17 protein-coding genes and 1 CRISPR repeat array are annotated in these 18,670 nt (G+C 30.1%); of the genes, 8 read left to right on the top strand and 9 right to left on the bottom strand.

The window, feature by feature from the left end; all coding sequences use genetic code 11:
• Positions 1-163 precede the first annotated feature (163 nt).
• Positions 164-1,312, bottom strand: coding sequence for a carboxynorspermidine decarboxylase (nspC, locus tag ELQ09_RS00215; protein ID WP_134263679.1), 1,149 nt, complete (start codon positions 1,310-1,312; stop codon positions 164-166).
• 123 nt (positions 1,313-1,435) lie between these two features.
• On the opposite strand from nspC, the gene cueO reads away from it, so the two are divergent.
• From cueO to ELQ09_RS00195, 4 genes are read left to right on the top strand one after another with little or no spacing between them, the layout of a single operon-like run.
• Positions 1,436-2,977 carry a multicopper oxidase CueO gene (gene cueO, locus ELQ09_RS00210; RefSeq protein WP_134225819.1) on the top strand — a complete coding sequence of 514 codons (1,542 nt, stop codon included), beginning with the start codon at positions 1,436-1,438 and terminating at the stop codon, positions 2,975-2,977.
• A gap of 1 nt (position 2,978) precedes the next feature.
• Positions 2,979-3,200: a MoaD/ThiS family protein gene (locus tag ELQ09_RS00205; protein WP_002779488.1), complete on the top strand. Its 222-nt coding sequence runs from the start codon at positions 2,979-2,981 to the stop codon at positions 3,198-3,200.
• Positions 3,201-3,647: a molybdenum cofactor biosynthesis protein MoaE gene (locus ELQ09_RS00200; protein WP_002932396.1), complete on the top strand. Its 447-nt coding sequence runs from the start codon at positions 3,201-3,203 to the stop codon at positions 3,645-3,647.
• A 3-nt stretch (positions 3,648-3,650) separates the two neighbouring features.
• Positions 3,651-4,841, top strand: a complete 1,191-nt coding sequence (locus ELQ09_RS00195; RefSeq protein WP_087721427.1) for a molybdopterin molybdotransferase MoeA — start codon at positions 3,651-3,653, stop codon at positions 4,839-4,841.
• A gap of 117 nt (positions 4,842-4,958) precedes the next feature.
• Positions 4,959-5,720: direct repeats of the CRISPR family, unit length 36 nt; unit sequence GTTTTAGTCCCTTTTTAAATTTCTTTATGGTAAAAT.
• Between the two features lie 144 nt (positions 5,721-5,864).
• Here ELQ09_RS00195 and cas2 read toward each other — a convergent pair.
• From cas2 to cas9, 3 genes are read right to left on the bottom strand one after another with little or no spacing between them, the layout of a single operon-like run.
• On the bottom strand, positions 5,865-6,296 hold the full coding sequence (gene cas2 / locus ELQ09_RS00190) for a CRISPR-associated endonuclease Cas2 (protein WP_002797817.1): 432 nt from the start codon (positions 6,294-6,296) through the stop codon (positions 5,865-5,867).
• A complete protein-coding gene (gene cas1, locus ELQ09_RS00185; protein WP_057042706.1) occupies positions 6,289-7,179 on the bottom strand; it encodes a type II CRISPR-associated endonuclease Cas1 in 891 nt (296 codons plus the stop codon). The genes cas2 and cas1 overlap by 8 nt, the downstream gene beginning before the upstream one ends.
• Entirely contained in the window at positions 7,176-10,139 is a 2,964-nt protein-coding gene (cas9, locus tag ELQ09_RS00180) for a type II CRISPR RNA-guided endonuclease Cas9 (protein WP_057042707.1), read from the bottom strand. The genes cas1 and cas9 overlap by 4 nt, the downstream gene beginning before the upstream one ends.
• Positions 10,140-10,345: 206 nt before the next feature.
• Here cas9 and dcuC point away from each other — a divergent pair, with 206 nt between their 5' ends.
• Complete coding sequence (gene dcuC / locus ELQ09_RS00175; RefSeq protein ID WP_134263678.1) at positions 10,346-11,830, top strand: C4-dicarboxylate transporter DcuC; 1,485 nt, start codon at positions 10,346-10,348, stop codon at positions 11,828-11,830.
• Here the strand turns inward: dcuC and purM are convergent.
• Positions 11,822-12,811, bottom strand: coding sequence for a phosphoribosylformylglycinamidine cyclo-ligase (purM, locus tag ELQ09_RS00170; protein ID WP_057042709.1), 990 nt, complete (start codon positions 12,809-12,811; stop codon positions 11,822-11,824). The genes dcuC and purM overlap by 9 nt on opposite strands.
• 60 nt (positions 12,812-12,871) lie before the next feature.
• Here purM and coaE point away from each other — a divergent pair, with 60 nt between their 5' ends.
• Genes coaE through ELQ09_RS00155 form a run of 3 tightly spaced genes read left to right on the top strand, consistent with a single transcriptional unit; the run spans position 12,872 to position 14,929 of the window.
• Complete coding sequence (gene coaE, locus ELQ09_RS00165; protein ID WP_057042710.1) at positions 12,872-13,477, top strand: dephospho-CoA kinase; 606 nt, start codon at positions 12,872-12,874, stop codon at positions 13,475-13,477.
• Positions 13,474-14,223 carry a diaminopimelate epimerase gene (gene dapF, locus ELQ09_RS00160; protein WP_134263677.1) on the top strand — a complete coding sequence of 250 codons (750 nt, stop codon included), beginning with the start codon at positions 13,474-13,476 and terminating at the stop codon, positions 14,221-14,223. Before coaE ends, dapF begins: the two co-directional genes overlap by 4 nt.
• On the top strand, positions 14,198-14,929 hold the full coding sequence (locus ELQ09_RS00155; RefSeq protein ID WP_057042712.1) for a glucosaminidase domain-containing protein: 732 nt from the start codon (positions 14,198-14,200) through the stop codon (positions 14,927-14,929). Before dapF ends, ELQ09_RS00155 begins: the two co-directional genes overlap by 26 nt.
• Here ELQ09_RS00155 and ELQ09_RS00150 read toward each other — a convergent pair.
• From ELQ09_RS00150 to galU, 4 genes are all read right to left on the bottom strand, one after another.
• Entirely contained in the window at positions 14,926-15,963 is a 1,038-nt protein-coding gene (locus tag ELQ09_RS00150; protein WP_002892926.1) for an ATP-binding protein, read from the bottom strand. The genes ELQ09_RS00155 and ELQ09_RS00150 overlap by 4 nt on opposite strands.
• A 64-nt stretch (positions 15,964-16,027) precedes the next feature.
• Positions 16,028-16,477: a Dps family protein gene (locus ELQ09_RS00145; RefSeq protein ID WP_057042713.1), complete on the bottom strand. Its 450-nt coding sequence runs from the start codon at positions 16,475-16,477 to the stop codon at positions 16,028-16,030.
• A 128-nt stretch (positions 16,478-16,605) separates the two neighbouring features.
• Positions 16,606-17,826, bottom strand: coding sequence for a glucose-6-phosphate isomerase (locus ELQ09_RS00140; protein WP_052799596.1), 1,221 nt, complete (start codon positions 17,824-17,826; stop codon positions 16,606-16,608).
• Positions 17,820-18,644, bottom strand: coding sequence for a UTP--glucose-1-phosphate uridylyltransferase GalU (gene galU / locus ELQ09_RS00135; RefSeq protein WP_002871129.1), 825 nt, complete (start codon positions 18,642-18,644; stop codon positions 17,820-17,822). The genes ELQ09_RS00140 and galU overlap by 7 nt, the downstream gene beginning before the upstream one ends.
• Between the last annotated feature and the right edge of the window lie 26 nt (positions 18,645-18,670).

Below are 18,670 nucleotides of genomic sequence, written 5' to 3'. Positions count from 1 at the left end.
AAAATTCTATAAGGACTTAAAATCTTAAAAAATCATACCAAAGTATTAAAAATTAGATATTTAAGTTGATTTTATATTTGAAAAAATAAAATACTTTGTATAAAATTTATGTCTTTGATTTTTTCCAAGTAAAATTAACATTTTATGCAAATTATAAATAATACTAATTTCTTAAAGAATAATCCTTATAAGAAAATTCTCTTATCATTTGAAGTTCATTTTTATGGTCTAAAAGCATAAGATTTGGAAGTCTTATACCATTAAAAGTTGTGTTTTTCACAATGGTGTAATGAATTTGATCTAAAAAAACAATTTTATCGCCGATTTTAAGCTTTTTATCAAAGGCATATTCTCCCATTACATCACCTGCTAAACAAGTATTTCCAGTAAGCAAATAAGCAAATTCGTTTTCTTTTAAGTCTGAAATTTTTTCATTTTCTCTTGTGGCTAAAATTCTAGCATTTAAAACTTCACTTGTATAAGGCATGATGATAGTATCTGGCATATGCGCTTCGCTTGAAGTGTCTAAAATAGCAATTTGCTTTTCATTTTCTATGATATCTACTACACTAGCCACTAAATTTCCTGTTTGCCAACCTACCGCTTCACCTGGTTCAAGATAAACTTGCACGCTATATTTATCACTGAAATTTTTACACAAAGCAATAAGTTTTTCAACATCATAGCCTTTTTTAGTGATGTGATGTCCTCCTCCAAAATTCACCCATTTCATTTGCCCTATCCATTTGCCAAATTTCTCTTCAAAAACCTTTAAAACAGCTTCTAAAGCATCAGCACTTTCTTCGCAAAGTGCGTGAAAATGAAGTCCTTCTATAGCATTTAAATCCACATTTTCAAAATCTTTAGCACGAATTCCAAGTCTTGAGTATCTTCCACAAGGATTGTAAAGTTCTTTTGGAGCTAGAGAAAATTCAATATTACAACGAAGACCTAAGGAATTTTTTTGTGTTTTGCTTTGAAATTTATGAAATTGAGCTAAAGAATTAAACACTATATGATGAGATAAACTGGCTATTTCACCTATTTCATCTTCTTTAAAAGCAGGCGAATAAGTATGAATTTCTTTATCCATGTATTCTTTAGCAAATTTTGCTTCCCAAAGTCCGCTACAAGTACAACCTTTTAGGTATTCTCCAACAATTTTCATCGCTCCTGAAAAAGCAAAACCTTTTAAAGCTAAAAGCACTTTAGCACCACTTTTTTCGCCAACACTTGCTAAAAGCTCGCAATTTTTTCTTAATTTATCTTCTTCTAAAATATAAGCTGGGGTTTGAATTTTTTCATAAAACATTATTTTTCCTTGATTAAATTGCTAAAATCATAACAAAATTAAACCAAATTTTCAAAATAAATATTTACTAAAACTAAAAAAATAATGACTATAATACAAAAAATCAAGCAAAAGGAAAAACTAATGAATAGAAGAAATTTTTTAAAATTTAATGCACTTACTCTAGCAAGTATGGGTGTAGCCTATGCAAATCCTATGCACGATATGCACTCCATGCATAAAAATCATTCTATAAATCATGACTTAGATACTTCTTTTATAAACTTTGCTTCAAAAAATTTAAAGCTTTTAGATCCAAAACAATTCCCCCAAGGAGAAATTTTAAAAGCCTTACCTTTACTCAAAAATGAAAGTAAAGAAAAAAATATTTTTCGTGCTACCCTAGAAATCAAAGAAAATCATATAGAGCTTATCAAAGGTAAAAAAACCTTATTTTATACTTACAATGGTCTAGTACCTGCTCCAAAAATAGAAGTTTTTGAAGGAAATAAACTTGAAATTTTAGTCAAAAACAAACTCAAAGAAGCTACAACTATACATTGGCATGGCGTTCCTGTGCCACCTGATCAAGATGGAAGCCCACATGATCCTATCTTAGCAGGAGAAGAAAGAATATATCGTTTTGAAATTCCTCAAGATAGCGCAGGAACTTACTGGTATCATCCACACCCTCATTATACCACTTCTAAACAAGTTTTTATGGGTTTAGCAGGGGCTTTTGTGATCAAAGCAAAAAAAGATGCTTTAAGTCATTTAAAAGAAAAAGATTTGATGATTAGCGATTTGCGTCTTGATGAAAACGCTCAAATTCCAAACAACAACCTAAATGATTGGCTAAATGGTAGAGAAGGAGAATTTGTACTCATCAATGGACAATTTAAACCTAAAATCAAACTCGCCACAAACGAACGCATACGCATTTATAATGCTACTGCGGCAAGATATTTAAATTTACGCATACAAGGAGCTAAGTTTATACTTGTTGGTACTGATGGTGGACTTATAGAAAAAGCTATTTATAAAGAAGAACTTTTTTTAAGTCCTGCTTCTCGCGTAGAAGTTTTAATCGACGCTCCAAAAGATGGAGAATTTAAGCTAGAAAGTGCTTATTATGATAGGGATAAAATGATGGTAAAAGAAGAACCTAATACCCTATTTCTAGCCAATATTAACCTAAAAAAAGAAAATGTAGAACTTCCAAAAAATTTAAAAATTTTCAAACCTTCAGAAGAACCTAAGGAATTTAAAGAAATAATCATGAGTGAAGATCATATGCAAATGCATGGTATGATGGGAAAAAGTGAAAGCGAATTAAAAATCGCTCTTGCGTCTATGTTTTTAATCAATGGCAAAAGCTATGATTTAAAACGCATTGATTTAAGCTCCAAACTTGGAGTAGTTGAAGACTGGATAGTGATAAATAAATCTCACATGGATCATCCTTTCCACATACACGGCACGCAATTTGAACTCATCTCATCAAAACTCAATGGAAAAGTTCAAAAAGCTGAATTTAGAGCCTTAAGAGATACTATAAATGTGCGTCCTAATGAAGAGTTAAGACTTAGAATGAAACAAGATTTTAAAGGACTTAGAATGTATCATTGCCATATTTTAGAACATGAAGATTTAGGAATGATGGGAAATTTAGAAGTAAAGGAATAAAATGGTAAAAGTGGAATTTTTAGGCCCTATAAATAAAGAAAATTTAGAACTTGAAGTAAAAAATTTAAAAGAATTAAAAGAAATTTTGCAAAAAGATGAGAGTTTAAAAGAATGGCTAGAACTTTGTGCCGTATCTTTAAACGATGAAATCATTTTTGATGAAAACACTAAGTTAAAAGATGGTGATAAAATAGCACTTTTACCGCCAGTTTGTGGGGGTTAAATGAAACATTTTACACTCTATCAAGGTTCTTTAGATATTCCTAAAATTTATAGCCAATGGTATGAATTTGCCAAGAATAAAAACTGCGGTGCTTTGCTGACTTTTTGTGGTATTGTGCGTGAAGAAGGAGGCATTGAGGCACTTAGTTTTGATATTTATGAACCGCTTTTAAAAAAATGGTTTGATGAGTGGCAAAAAAGAGTAGATTTTGATGGTATTAGCTTGCTTTTTGCTCACTCTATAGGCGATGTGGCGGTTCATGAAAGCTCTTATTTTGCAGGAATTTTAAGCAAACAAAGAAAATTAGGACTTAAACTCCTTAATGAATTTGTTGAAGATTTTAAAGCAAGCGCACCCATTTGGAAGTATGATGTGATAAACAAAGAAAGAATTTATGCCAAAGAAAGATCAACCAAACTTTGCGGTGCAGGACTTTTAAAAGGATAAAAAATGTTAATGTCTTATGAAGAAAGTTTAAAAATTTTACACTCTCATATCAAAACTTATGAAAAGATTGAAAAAATAGCTCTTACAGAGTGTTTAGGACGCATTTTAGCTCAAGACATAAAAGCCCTTAAAAATCAGCCTGAATTTCCAACTTCGGCTATGGATGGTTATGCGATCAAATTTGAAGATCAAGATAAGCCTTTAAAAATTTTAGGCCTCACACCTGCAGGCACTATGCCACAATTTAGCGTGCAAAATGGTACTTGTGTAAAAACCTTTACAGGCTCACTCATGAGCGAAGGAAGCGATACTTTAGTCCCTGTTGAAAATGTACGCGTAGAAAATGATACTCTTTTTATAGAAAAAAAAGTTCCCCAAGCTTTTGCCGTGCGTGCGGTAGGAGAAAACTATAAAAAAGATGAAATTTTACTCAAAAAAGGCACAAGGTTAAATTATAGCGAAATAGCTCTTTTAGCTGAACTTGGATTTTTTCACATTGGTGTGTTTATAAAGCCTATTGTAGGGGTTTTAAGCAGTGGAAGTGAGATAAAAGATCTAGGAGAAGCCTTGGAAAATCCTGCTCAAATCCGCTCTTCAAATCATATCGCCATAGCTAATTTAGCTAAAAATTTAAATTGCGATACAAGGGTTTTTCCTCTTTTAAAAGATGATGAAAAAGCCACTTTTTCTACCCTTGAAAGTGCTTTGCAAAGTTGTGATATTTTAGTTACAACGGGCGGAGTTTCCATGGGGGATTTTGACTTTTTAAAAAAAGCTGTAAAAGAATATGAAATCATCATCGATAAAGCCGACATAAAACCAGGTAGACATATCAAAATAGCCAAGGCTAATGAAAAATTCATCATCGCCTTACCAGGTTTTCCTTACTCGGCTATGGTAATGTTTAATCTTTACGCAAGAGAGATTTTAAACTCTTGGTTACTTCAACCTAAAGACTATATTTGCAAGGCCTTTTTACAAGGAAGTTACAAGAAAAAAACACCTTATTTGGAATTTGTCGCTTGTAATGTGGAATTTAAAAATGGACGCATTTTAGCCAATCTTGAAGGTAAGAAAGAAGGCTCTAGTGCGATTATAAACAATCTTAACAATAAAGCTGCCCTTATGGTGGTACCAAAAGAATGTGAAATTTTAGAAAATGAAAGTTTAGTGGATATTATCTTTATGCCTTAAAATTATTTAAATAATTTTATTTCGATTTTAATCAACCCTAAATTTCAATAAGTTTCAAATTTACAACCTCCTTTTAGTGAAGTAATTAGCCCTAGCAGAGTTTCAATCCACTAGGGTTTTTTAGTCCCTTTTTAAATTTCTTTATGGTAAAATATTTTAAGTTATTTTTGCTTATAAACGATAGTTTTAGTCCCTTTTTAAATTTCTTTATGGTAAAATCTTAAGATAATTTTTTACCAACACCAAATTGTTTTAGTCCCTTTTTAAATTTCTTTATGGTAAAATAAAGTCTTGAAGTAACTTACTGCCTATCAAGTTTTAGTCCCTTTTTAAATTTCTTTATGGTAAAATACTAAAAATTTTATTAAAAACAACAGTGAAGTTTTAGTCCCTTTTTAAATTTCTTTATGGTAAAATCATAGTCCTTCACGATTTGAAAATACTTTAGTTTTAGTCCCTTTTTAAATTTCTTTATGGTAAAATAACTTCTGTTCCAACTAATTCTCGATATAGGTTTTAGTCCCTTTTTAAATTTCTTTATGGTAAAATTAAGAATACCTGCTGGAGTTTATAATTTAAGTTTTAGTCCCTTTTTAAATTTCTTTATGGTAAAATGCGGAATGGTAGGAGATATCGAGGTTAATAGTTTTAGTCCCTTTTTAAATTTCTTTATGGTAAAATTAGTTTTAAAGGCAGTGTTTATGAGTTAAAGTTTTAGTCCCTTTTTAAATTTCTTTATGGTAAAATTACAGGGACACTAATATAAAAGAATTAATTGTTTTAGTCCCTTTTTAAATTTCTTTATGGTAAAATATTGAAAAATATACAAAAGAAGCTTTATTAGTTTTAGTCCCTTTTTAAATTTCTTTATGGTAAAATAGATATTTACCAGATAATGAAAATTTCGGGGTTTTTTCATGAAAAATAGCAAAAATTATGCTATAATCTCATAAGAAATTTAAAAAGGGACTAAAATAAAGAGTTTGCGGGACTCTGCGGGGTTACAATCCCCTAAAACCGCTTTTAAAATTCAAATAAATTTTGCTGATGATATTTTTCTTGTTTTTTGTTTATTTGAATTTCTTCGTTATTTGAATTTTTATATTTAAATTCTCCATGACTATCTATATCAAAAAGCGTTAAATTGGTTTCGTTATTAACTTTTTCGTTAAAAACTATGCCACCAAGCAAAAGCTCCATTTTATCAAACTGCTTTTCAGTGATGATTAAAGCCCTTACATTTCCATAAGGTGGCAAAATCTTTTTTACATTTTCAATAGAACTTTTTGCAGAACTTAAACCCTTGCAAATACGCATATAAACGCTAAATTGCAACATAAAATAACCTAATTTTATAAGATTGTTTCTAAATTTACTTGCTAGTTTTTGCTCTTTTTTACTTTTAGTTGGCACATCAAACATCAAAAGCACACGCATAAATTTATCTTCAATCATCAAATTTTACTATCTTTAGCTCATCTTCATACAATAAAGCATTTTTAAAATTTGCCACATAATGATTTATCGCTCTGTTTAAAGGATAATTTTGCCCATCAAAATTGATTTTGCTTTGCAAATTGCCAATCAACGCTCTTTTGTCATCTTTGCTTAAAAACTCACTTTCACCCTTAAGCTTTAAAACACAATCATCAACACTAGCCCTAAACACTTCTATCAAATCATCGCAAAGCGCAAAAGAATTATAAATATTATCGTGCTTTATGCCAAGCCAAGGCAAAAGCCCACTTATACAAACTGCTCTAATAATACAAGCCCTAATGATTGCATAGCCATAATTTAAAGCAGAATTTTCAAAGCAAAGCTCATCTCTTGAAAAAGAAACACCAAACAAAGTTTTAAAATAAAGCGCCGCCGCAACAGCTTCGATATTTTTACTATCATTTAAGCTTACTTTTTTAGCCAAATTTATAAGCTCATTGCTTTGCTCTATTTTATTGTGTTTTTTCAAAACAAAGGCTTGATTTAGGATTTTGTTTTTAATGATTTTTTGCCATAAAATAGCCTTTTTTTGAGCACTTACATTTATTTGTTCTTTTGCGATTTTTGCACTTTGAAAATGCCCTAAAAAAGGAGTAAAAACACCATTTATACTATGAGTTTCATCGCAGGTTAGCAAGATGATTTTATGCTTTGCAAAAGCGTTAAAAAGTGCGGAACTAAGGCTTGCTTGTAAGCTTTCTAAAATGATGATATTTATATCTTTTAAAAACAATTTGGCTATATTTTCATCTTGCTTAATCACAAGATGATTTAGCTCTAAATTTAGCTTGGCATTAGAGCTAATAAGCAGTGTTTTAAAAGCTTCATCGTAACTCATTTTTTAAAATCTTCTCTTTGTCTAAACTCAGCCTTTGTCACTTCTCCAAGTGCTGAAACTATGTATTTTTCAAATACTTTTAGATTTTGAATTCCTATGCTTTTTGCGATTACTTCTTTTTCATTTGCATTTTTAAACAATATTTTTTGATTTTTGCTTAGCGTTTCAAATTTATTATCGTGTTTTGAAACAATCAAACTAACAGTAGAGCTTGTAAAAGCATTAAAATAAACAAGTTCTGGCTCTTGCATATCTTTAGTTTGAATTAAAATCAAACTATCTTTGTATAAAGAAAAGCAAAACTCATAATTTTCATCCATTAAAATCCAATCTTTTATAAGACCTGACTTTTTATCTTTACCTTGCACCACGGCTTTATTTGGTAATACTTTTAAAGCAAAATCCATAGTATAAATTGGCACAGCATAAAATTTATTTGTCTTTTTGTGTTTAAAAATATCCACTCTAAACATATCGCCATTTTTAACAATTTTACCATTTACTTTGCGGATTTTACCAAGCTCTAGGGCTTTTAAAACTCCTTCTTTTCCGCCGTATGATTGATAGAATTCTTCTTCTTTTCTAAATGTTTCTTCGTGTAAGGCTCCGCTTGGCTTTTTTCTCTCAGGTTTTGAGACAAAAATTTCATCAATTTTATCTAAAACCTTTTGCCTAAAACCACTAAAAGGCTCAAAAAACTTCCTTTTGTTTTTATAATCTAATTCACTAATTTTTTTTGCATAAAGTTCTGCACTGTTGCTTTCTTGCTCTTTTTTAAAATCTGAAAAAGCCTTTACGATAGAGTTGTTTGCATAAGCTATAATTACCGCATCGATGGCGTGATGAAGATGATTATTTCTATCTTTAGTGCTAAAGCCCCAAGTGTGTCTTAAAGCCGATGTTAGCATACCGCTTTTTGCTTCTACATGCACTTTTGAGCCTTTTTGTATGTCATTTAACTTTGTATTTTCATCATCGCTTAAAGGTAAAAAATCTAAATAATCTTTAGTATAGTTTAAAACAAGCCTTGCGATGTAGCGAGTATCGTTTAGATTTCTATCTTTAAAGTCTTTTTGCTCTTTGTCTTTATAGTTTTTATCTAAAATTCTTTTTTGCTTTTTAGTAGGCAAATTTTTTGCTAAAACTTCAATTTTCTGCCATTTTGTACTATCATTGCCAAAGGCTTCAAAGGGGGTTTTATTAAGCTTTTCTTGATTTTGCTTGGTAAAAACTAAAACCTTATTCATATAAGAATCATCAAAACTTCTAGAATAAGGGTAAATATGGTCAATTTCAAGCATTTTTTCATCTTGCAAATCGCTAAGTTTAATCTTTTCTCCACTATAAGCACAAAATTCTTTTTGTTCTTTAAATAATCTTAATTTTAAAATATTTTTATTATTTATTTTTAAGCCTAGTTTTTCACACTCAAGCTCGGCGTCTTTTTTGGCCTTGTAGTTTTCATTTTGCTCTTTTTCTATTTTAGCTCTTTGGCTGTGATTTTTACCTACTTCTCTTGCTAATTCAATGTTTATTTTATGCACTTTGCCGTATTTTTTAAGTAAAGCATTTAAGACCTTTCTGTATTCTTTAATCGCCCTTAAAACTACAGGATTAGTTACCTCATCTTTATAATAAGTTTCATTAAATGCGGGTAAAAAATCTTTTTTATCTTCATTGATTACTACTTTTAAATTAAGCTCATTACAAGCTTCATCGTATTTTTTACCTTCAAGCATTAAAGGAGTGATAAGTTTTAAGGCTTTAAAACTTATATTTAAATGGTCTTTAAATTCCAATTTGCTTAAACTATCAATTTGATTTTGATTTAAATCGTATTTTGCTAAAGCCTTTTTAAGCTTAATCTCATCTTTTATAAGGGTAATATCTTTTGCTATTTCATTTAAATCATCTTGGCTTAAACTATGATCACCTAGGGCTTTTATAAATTCTTTATATTTTTTAAACTCAATAAAATAAGTTCCTTTTTCTCCTTTAAATTCATAATCATCGCTTAAGCCCAAAAGCTTTTTTGTTTGTTTATAAGTTAGAGTGCCGTTTTTTAAAACTTCATTCAAAAGCGTGTTTAAATCATCTTTTGTATATAAAATTCCTTCAGTATTTTTAAGATTGTTTAAAAGATTGATAATTCTTGTAAGCGCTACAAACATAAAGGCTAAGGGCGAATTTTTTGGCGCTCTTTTTTCATCAGTAAAAAAACTACAATTTCCCACCAAATGAGAAAAATCTTTTAAAGCCCTTTTATAAAATGCTACACTAAGCACTTCTTCTTCAAATTTCTTTGAAAAAGAAAGGCCAAATTCTCTTTGTTTTTGAAAAATAAGCTTTAATTCATCTTTTAAAAAACTTTGCGCTATGCAGCGTTCATAACTTTCTTTTTTATTTCTAACATTTATAAATTCTTTGGAATTTTCTTTGAATTTTTGAAAATACTCTTTATAAAGATACTCTCCCACACTTTGATAATTTACTAGTTTTTCTTCATTTTGCTTGATAGCTTTTAAAATTTCACTCTTTTCTTCATTATCGCTATTTTTAATATCATCATAGCCACGCCTTTTTGCAATATGTAAAATCACTCTTGCAAAATCTTGCTTACTTAAAAGCTCGTTTAAAGCTCTAAATCTTAACTCATAAGGGCTAATTAAAGAGCCTTTATAAGCCTTAGCTAAACTTTCATCAAAGCTTTGATAATCTTCGTAATTTAACTTAAATTCATTTGCGATTAAATGTTTTAAGTGATTTAGCCTTGCTTTGCGTCTAACAAGGCGTTTTCTAGCACTTCTTGCAAGGCGTCTTGGCAAGGCTAAGGATTCTCCTGTTTTAGGATTTTCAGCCTTTGTAAAAATCCTAACTCCGCAATCTTTTAACTCATCATTTTCGCTAAATGCCCAGCCAATAGAGCTTATTCCTATATCAAATGCCAAAATTCTTGCCACACTAGATCCTTTTTAATATTTATGATTTGTTTATAATTATAATATAAAAATCATTTTTTATACAAACATAAACCTTTCAGTAACCAAACTATACATATTATTAATTTTATAATGCAAAAAATAAGTAAAATTTTAAATGAAAAATATTTATTAGTTAAATTTTAGCTAAAATAAAATAAAAGCTAATAATAACCTTAGGAGAAATCATGCCAATTTTTATGATATGTTCTACACTTTTAGCGGTAATTGTTGTTGCTTATTATATACTCAAAAAATACAATCCCATTTTTGTATTTTTTCTTTCAGGTATTATCTTGCTTATTTTTGCTTTTTACATCACAGGAACACCTATACAAAAAGCTCCGAGCAGAGAACATGCAAGCTTTTTGAATGTTTTACTTGATAGTTATGCTTTTATCACAGCGACTTTTAAAAGTCAGCTTTCTGGAGTAGGACTTATTATCATGAGTGTGGCAGGTTTTGCTGCTTATATGAAACATATCAATGCTTCGGCAAAACTTGCTTTTTTAGCAAATAAACCCTTAGGAAAAATCAAAAATAAATACTTGATTTTAAGTGGAACTTTTGTTGTTGGAATGGCTTTAAAAATCGTCATTTCTAGCTATGCTGGATTGCTTTTGCTTTTGTTAGCATGTATTTATCCTGTTTTAATCTCACTTAAAATCCGTCCTATTACAGCTGTATGTGTGCTTTCTTTAATTGCGCTTGATTATGGTCCAAAAGATGGAAATTCAATCAATATGGCAGATATGGTAGGACAAAGTGATAATGTCGTAGGGCTTTTTTTAAATTACCAAATTTATAGTGTGATTGCCTATGTTGTAGTTATTGCCATCTTGATTCCTTTTTATTTTGCTTGGATTGATAAAAGAGATAAAGAAAAAGGTGTTTTAAATGATGAAGTTGAAATTCCGCAAATCATTGATCCTAAATGCCCTACTTTTTACATACTCTTTCCTTGGTTACCTGTTGTATTTTTATTTACAGCGTATTTTTTTACTATCAAGCTTGATGTTGTAACAGCAAATTTTGTAAGCATTTCTTTAGTTTTTCTTGTTGAATTTGCAAGACACAGAAATGCTAGAAAATTAGGCGAAGATATAATGGTGATTTTAAAAGCTATGGCTGAAATTTTTATCTCAGTCGTAAGCATAATCATCGCTGCTGGAGTATTTGCTGAAGGCATTAAAGCACTTGGTGGAGTTAATATCCTTGCTAACGCGGTTTCAAATCTTGGAACAGGAAATTTTGCATGGTTTGGAATTCTTTTGAGTATAGCTATTTTAAGCTTTTTAGTTTATTTTGCCACAGTGATTATGGGAAGTGGAATTGCTGCTTTTAATGCTTTTGGCAAACTAGCTCCTGATATAGCTACAAAATTAGGCGTTGCACCTATTACTCTAGTTTTACCTATAGAAATTGCATCTTGTTTAGGTCGTGCAGCTTCACCAATAGCAGGCGGAATCATAGCTTTAGCTGGATTTGCAAAAGTAGCTCCAATGGATATTATAAAACGAACCACTCCTCTTTTACTTATCGCTATGCTTGTAAATGTACTCGTAGCCTTTTATCTAGCACAAACCAATCCTTTGCCAAAAGAACAAAACACTACAAAAATAGAACTTAAAATACAAAAAATAAAGCGTATTGACGCTTTATTTTCACTCTAAAACAATACCTTCATTAATGCAAATTTCGCCGATAATAAAGGCATCTGAATTTTCTAAAACCTTACTTACATTAGAAGGATCTACAACCATTACTAAACCCACTCCCATGTTAAAGCTTCTATACATTTCGCTTTCTTCTACAGCCTGTCCTATAGTATAAAAAATTTCAGGAGTTTTAAGATGATGTTTGCGTATAGTTGCACCCATACCACGAGGTAAAACGCGTGGTAAATTTTCTACTAAACCACCCCCTGTAATATGTGCTAGAGCACTGATATAAGGCTTTAGTGTAAGAAAATCACGTACATAAATCCTTGTAGGTTCTAACAAAATATCAATTAAATTTTTACCCTCTATCTTGTCATCAAATTTTAATTTTAAACTTTCAAAAAGTACTTTTCTAGCTAAAGAATAACCATTTGAATGAAGTCCTGAACTAGGAAGTGCCAATAAAATATCACCATTTTTAACAAATTTACTTCTATCAATCTCATCTTCTTCAGCCATACCCACTGCAAAACCCGCAAGATCAAAATCATCTTTTGCATACATTCCAGGCATTTCAGCAGTTTCTCCGCCAATTAATGCACAATTTGCCATCTTACATCCCTTGGCAATACCTGATACAACAGCCTTTGCTACTTCTACTTCGAGCTTGGCTGTAGCATAATAATCTAGGAAAAACAAAGGCGTAGCAAAATTACAAATCAAATCATTCACACACATTGCTACTAAATCTTGCCCTATAGCATCATATTTTTTAGCATCAATTGCCAAGCGAAGCTTAGTACCAACCCCATCTGTTGCACCTAAAATCACAGGCTTTTTAAAACCACTTGGCATTCTAAAAGCACCAGCAAAAGAACCAATTCCACCTACAACATTATCATTAAAAGTTTCTTTAACCAAAGGTTTTATAGCCTCTACAAAGGCATTTCCATTATCTATACTTACGCCTGCATCTTCATATGAAATTTTCATTTATTTTCCTTTAAGAAGTAAAAAGGTATTTTAACGAAAAAAGTTTTAATAAGGCATAAGATGAAAAATGCTTTTTTTGTAACCGCTTCAATTGCTTGTGGTAAAAGCACTTTTATAGAAATAGCGAATTCTTTAGGCTTTAAAAGCATTAGCGCAGATAAAATCACTCATAAAATTTTAGATGAAAATGCTTTAGAACTTGAAAAGATTTTTTCTCCCTTTAGTTTAAAAAATTTACTCACAAAAGAAAAGAAAATCGATAGAAAAATCCTTGGAGAAATTGTTTTTAACAATAAAGAAGCTAAAAAAATCTTAGAAAATTTCACTCATCCTAAAATTCGAGCTAAAATTTTAGAACAAATGCAAATTCTAGATAAGGAAAATAAAGCTTTTTTTGTAGAAATTCCTCTTTTTTTTGAAAGCGGTGCTTATGAAAATTTAGGCAAAGTCATAGTAATTTACACACCTAAAGAATTAAGCCTTAAAAGAATCATGCAAAGAGATAAGCTCAGCTTAGAAGCTGCAAAAGCAAGACTTGATTCTCAAATAGATATTGAAGAAAAACTTAAAAAAGCAGATTTTATCATTAAAAATACTAATTCTTATGCCGATTTTAGGCAAGAATGTGTTAAAGTAATACAAGAAATTTCTAAAGGAAAAATGTGAAATTTTATAAATATTGTGCAAGTGGGAATGATTTTGTCATAACAAATGCTGATAGAAAAGAAGATAGAAGTGCTTTAGCTAAAGAACTTTGTAATCGTTATGAGGGTATAGGTGCGGATGGCTTTATCGTGATATTGCCTCATGAAAAATACGACTTTGAATGGGAATTTTATAATAACGATGGCTCAAGGGCTGCTATGTGTGGCAATGGCTCAAGGGCTGCGGCACATTTTGCACATCATATTAACAAAATAAATCCTAACATGAGTTTTTTAACCGGTGCAGGAGTAATAAAAGCAAAGGTAAATCAAGATAAAGTTGAAGTATCTTTAGGCAAAATAAAAAGCGTACAAAATACTTTTGAAGAATTAGGAAAAACTTGGCAACTTTGCGACACTGGAGTTCCACATCTAGTGCATTTTTGTCAAAATTTAGATGAATTTGATACAATGCTTTGTCAAAAAATGAGACAAAAATATAATGCCAATGTAAATTTTGTAAAAATTTTAGATGAAAATTATTTAAAAGTTCGCACCTATGAACGCGGAGTTGAAGATGAAACCTTAGCTTGTGGCACAGGAATGGGGGCTTGTTTTTATCTGGCATTTTTAAATAAAAAAGTACAAAATAAAGTTAAAATAACTCCTAAAAGTGGTGAAGAGGTGGGGTTTGCATATAAAAATGAAGAATTGTTTTTTGAAGGAAAGGTAAAGTATTGTTTTGAAGCCAATTATAATTTTTCTTAGTTTTTTTCTAATCCCACTTTTTGCTGATGATCTAAAGAGTGGATTTGGAGAGGAATATTATAAACTTGATATAGATCAAAAAAGACAAATTTTTTTTATAAAAATGAATGAAATGTTTAATCAAAGCTTTAAAAAAATTGAGCAAGAAAAAGCTTTTATCGAAGCGTTTTTTAAAGATGCTTACAAAACAGGCTTTAGGACTTCAAACCAAACAAATCTTGAAAAACTTATCATGATAAAAAACAAATATCGCATTGAAAATCTTTATGATTTTACAGAATACAAAAAACGTATTCAAAAAATTCCAAAATCCATGGGTATAGCCCAAGCTTTAGTTGAAAGTGCTACAGGTACAAGTCGCTTCGCAAGAGAAGCAAACAATCTTTTTGGAGAATGGACTTGGGGTAAGAAAGGTTTAATTCCTGATTTAAGACATCCAGATAAAAAACACAAAATTAAGATTTTTGATAGTCTGCAAGATAGTGTTGACTCTTATGTTTTAAATTTAAATCGTCATTTTGCTTATGAAAAGTTTCGCGATGCAAGATCTAAATTTAAAAGCGAAGGCAAAGAGATAACAGGGCTAGAGGCTATTAAAACTTTAGATTCTTATTCTGAACGCAAGGGATATTATATCAATCTTATTACAAAAATCATCAAACGATACAACCTTGAAAAATACGATACGAACTCAAACAACACCTAAAATCCAAGTGAAAATTTATCAAAAGATATGACTTCAAATTTAACCCCTTGTTCAAAAAAACTATCCTCGCTTGAAAGAGTGATAAAAATCACATGAAAAATTCCAAGTTCTAAAGCCTTTGGTAAAATTTTCTTAGCACGTAGTTTAATCAAATCAATATCTAAAGTTGGACTTGAAATATAAGCAATTTTAGATATTTGGCTATAAAAGTTAAAGTATTTGTTATAAAAAAATTCTTCTTTAAATTTAAACAGCTCGCTTAAAACTAAATTTTCAAATAAATGTGAAAAATCCTTTGAAATACAAAGATTATTTCTTAGGCCAAAATCTTTAAAATAAATCTTTTGAAGTTTTTTTTCATCATGTTTTAAAGTATAGATCACATAAGTATTTTCTAATTTTTTTATAGCTTGATAAACACTATCTTTTGAAGTTTTTAATCTTTTTTTGAGTTCTATAAATATCTTAGAAATACTGATTTGCTGACCCAAATTTAAAGCTAAATACTTTAAAATTTCTAATTCTAAAAGAGTGAAGCTTTGTCTTAGAAGTATGTTTTTTTCTCCAAATTTACTGCGTCCACTTTGCAAAAAAAGACCTACTAAATTATTTATAGGTAAATTTTTCTTACTTACACTAATAAATTCTTCAAAATCAAAATAATCGAGTTCAAGCTCTTCAAACCCATTTATATTTAAATCTTTTATATTTGTACTTAAGATGATGGGAATTTTAATTTTTTCTAAATTAGGGATAAAATCCAAATTATAAAGGCAAAGAATTTTAATTTGTAAATTTTCATTCAGAAAATCAGCAAGTCTTTCTAAACTTTGTTTTTCAAAGCGTGTATCATATAAATCTAAAAACAAAATTTCACTTGCTTTAAATTGAGATAAAAAATTAAAAATAAGTGTTTTTTTACCACAAAATCGTGGGCCTTTTATGATAATATTTGGTTTTGAAATTTGATTTTTTCTTTCATAACTTACTTCAAATTTAGGGTGGTTTTCATAAAAAAAATTAAGTACTTTCAATTTTATCCTTTAAAAAAGGATATTATAACCTAGTTTGTATAATTGGGGCATAAAGCCCCTTAAATTACATTTTGCAAGTATCTTGTAAAGTAGCGCCTATCATCCAAAGACTTTTTTCATATTTTGCGATATTTTCTTGCGCAAAAGCAGCTGTTGTGGTATCACTTTCTTTTTCTGCTGCTTCATTGAGTTTTTTAAATTCTGCTAAAAGATATTCATAATCTTGTTTGATCAGTTCTATGACTTCAAGCGGAGTAAAGCAATCTTTTGCAACTTTTGGACTTTTTGCATTTTCCATTAAAACTTTTTGGCAAGTGATAGCTTTTTCACCAAGTTGTAAAACTCTTTCAGCACAACTATCAAAAAGTTCTGCCATTTCTTCATAAGCTTTTTCTGTGTATTCGTGTATAGAAAAAAATTGCAAACCTTTTACATTCCAGTGATAATTATGAAATTTAACCCATAGATGATGAGCATCTGCTTGCATTTGTAATAATTGTTTTGTAACTGACATGATTGACTCCTTTTTTTTTGATTTTTAAAATTATAACATAAAATTCTTAAATAATAATTATTATTAATTAATAGTTTTTATTATAATTTTAACTTAAAATCATTATACTCTTTTTTAATGAATTTTTATCAAGAATTCAATATATTTTTTAAGATTAATTTTCCAACTTCTACACCAGGTTGATCATAAGTATTAATTCCTAGCATAATACCACAAGTTGAAGTAAAAAGTTCATAATAATACATCAAATATCCCGCATGCCAAGCGTCAAGTTTTTCAAGTTCTATCACATCGACACTTAAATTTTCAGCAATTAAAGCATGCATAGTTGCATCACATTGGGCGTTTAAAAGTTCGTGAAGATTGACTTTGTTACTTAAAGAATCTAAAAATTTAAAATGAATATCAGGGATAATAGGCGCTTTTTGAGCGTCTTTGATTTTTAAAAAAGTTACAGTTTTATTTTTAGGTCCATCCATAATGAGTTGTAAAAAACTATGCTGATCTCTTGCTCCAATGAGTGCAATAGGAGTTAAACCTATGCGTTTGTAGCCTTGCTTTTTACCTAAACTTTCAGCAATAAGCTGGATATACCATTCATTAAAGCCTTTAAAAGCATCGCTATATGAAAAAAGTACATTGATATTGGCATTTTTGTGTGTGCAATAATGATAGGCTTTTTGTAAAATTTCATCTTTTTTATGAGTAAAAAAATCTTCAAAACAAGCTTTAGCTCCTTCTAAAAGAGCTTTGGCATTATAGCCACAAAAACAAAGTGGAACTATACCTACAGCTGAAAGTATGCTAAAACGACCTCCTACATTTGCAGGGATAAAAAAGCATTTAATACCTAAATTTTCACCTTCTTGATGAAGTTTTGAATCCTTATCGGTAATAAAAACAAAGTATTTTTTTAATTCTTGCATATCAAGTTTAAAATGTTCAATAAGAAGTTTAAAAAGCGATACAACTTCTATAGTGCTACCTGTTTTACTGATGATTAAAAACAAACTTTCTTCAAGCTTGATTTTCTCTAAAGTCTTATTAAAAGAATGTGAACTTGTGTTATCGAGTATAAAAAGCTCTCTTTGGTTGCTTTTTTCATTAAAAAGCATATCACGCAAGGCTTTTACACCACAACTTGAACCTCCCATTCCCACTAAAACAATATTTTTTATGTGTTCTTTGTCTTTGATAAAAGCCAAACTCTCATCAATCAGGCTTAAGCTTGTGTCAATAAGATGATAATACCCTATATCTCCACTTTTTACCTCATCATTAATACGATTTGCATAAGAGCTTATAGTGTGAATTTCACTTTGTTTAAAAAAAAGTGTATTGTTTAACATTTACTTTTCTCGTAAAAATAATTTGTCGCCTCTACAAAGCCTTCTACACTTCCACAATCAAAGCGTTTCCCTTGAAATTTATAAGCTAAAACCATACCATTGGTTGCTTGAGTTAAAAGCGCGTCGGTAAGTTGAATTTCGCCATTTTTTCCTGCTTTAGTATTTTCTAAAATTCCAAAAATATCAGGAGTTAAAATATATCTTCCTATGATAGCAAGATTACTTGGAGCTTCATCAGGACTTGGTTTTTCTATCATAGAATTAACCATGATAAGATTTTCTTCTACAAAATTTCCAGAAATTACTCCATAGTTTGAAACTTGTTCTTTTGGTACTTCCATCACAGCTATGATGGTGCAGCGATATTTTTCATAAATTTTTACCATTTGAGCCATAACATTTAAGCCTTCTTCATTGACACACAAATCATCAGCCAAAATTACGCCAAAAGCTTCATCGCCAACCAAAGGTTTACCTTTTAAAACCGCATCACCTAAGCCTTTCATCTGATTTTGTCTTGTAAAAGTAAAGGTGCAACGATTGATCAAAGAGCGAATTTCATCAAGCAAGTATTCTTTTTTTGTACCTGAAATTTGATGCTCAAGTTCATAAGAAATATCAAAATAATCCTCCAAAGCTCTTTTTCCACGCCCTGTGACAAAGCCCATATTTTCCATTCCTGCTTCCAAAGCTTCATCAACCCCATAATGGATCAAAGGCTTAGTTAAGATAGGTAACATCTCTTTAGGTAAAGTTTTTGTTGCAGGTAAAAATCTCGTCCCATAACCTGCCGCAGGGAAAATACAAGTTTGAAGCATAAAAATTTCCTTTTATTTTTTTATCA

Origin of the sequence: Campylobacter sp. CH186, from assembly GCF_004378925.1 — a bacterium.
Classification (GTDB): domain Bacteria; phylum Campylobacterota; class Campylobacteria; order Campylobacterales; family Campylobacteraceae; genus Campylobacter_D; species Campylobacter_D jejuni.
The sequence above is the reverse complement of the archived record's forward strand: the minus strand, read 5'-3'. Positions and strand labels throughout refer to the sequence as shown.

Excerpts from the sequence above, each read along its gene's own strand:
- nspC (WP_134263679.1), bottom strand. The coding sequence starts at position 1,312 with ATGTTTTATGAAAAAATTCAAACCCCAGCTTATATTTTAGAAGAAGAT.
- cueO (WP_134225819.1), top strand. The coding sequence starts at position 1,436 with ATGAATAGAAGAAATTTTTTAAAATTTAATGCACTTACTCTAGCAAGT.
- ELQ09_RS00205 (WP_002779488.1), top strand. The coding sequence starts at position 2,979 with ATGGTAAAAGTGGAATTTTTAGGCCCTATAAATAAAGAAAATTTAGAA.
- ELQ09_RS00200 (WP_002932396.1), top strand. The coding sequence starts at position 3,201 with ATGAAACATTTTACACTCTATCAAGGTTCTTTAGATATTCCTAAAATT.
- ELQ09_RS00195 (WP_087721427.1), top strand. The coding sequence starts at position 3,651 with ATGTTAATGTCTTATGAAGAAAGTTTAAAAATTTTACACTCTCATATC.
- cas2 (WP_002797817.1), bottom strand. The coding sequence starts at position 6,296 with ATGATTGAAGATAAATTTATGCGTGTGCTTTTGATGTTTGATGTGCCA.
- cas1 (WP_057042706.1), bottom strand. The coding sequence starts at position 7,179 with ATGAGTTACGATGAAGCTTTTAAAACACTGCTTATTAGCTCTAATGCC.
- dcuC (WP_134263678.1), top strand. The coding sequence starts at position 10,346 with ATGCCAATTTTTATGATATGTTCTACACTTTTAGCGGTAATTGTTGTT.
- purM (WP_057042709.1), bottom strand. The coding sequence starts at position 12,811 with ATGAAAATTTCATATGAAGATGCAGGCGTAAGTATAGATAATGGAAAT.
- coaE (WP_057042710.1), top strand. The coding sequence starts at position 12,872 with ATGAAAAATGCTTTTTTTGTAACCGCTTCAATTGCTTGTGGTAAAAGC.
- ELQ09_RS00145 (WP_057042713.1), bottom strand. The coding sequence starts at position 16,477 with ATGTCAGTTACAAAACAATTATTACAAATGCAAGCAGATGCTCATCAT.
- ELQ09_RS00140 (WP_052799596.1), bottom strand. The coding sequence starts at position 17,826 with ATGTTAAACAATACACTTTTTTTTAAACAAAGTGAAATTCACACTATA.
- galU (WP_002871129.1), bottom strand. The coding sequence starts at position 18,644 with ATGCTTCAAACTTGTATTTTCCCTGCGGCAGGTTATGGGACGAGATTT.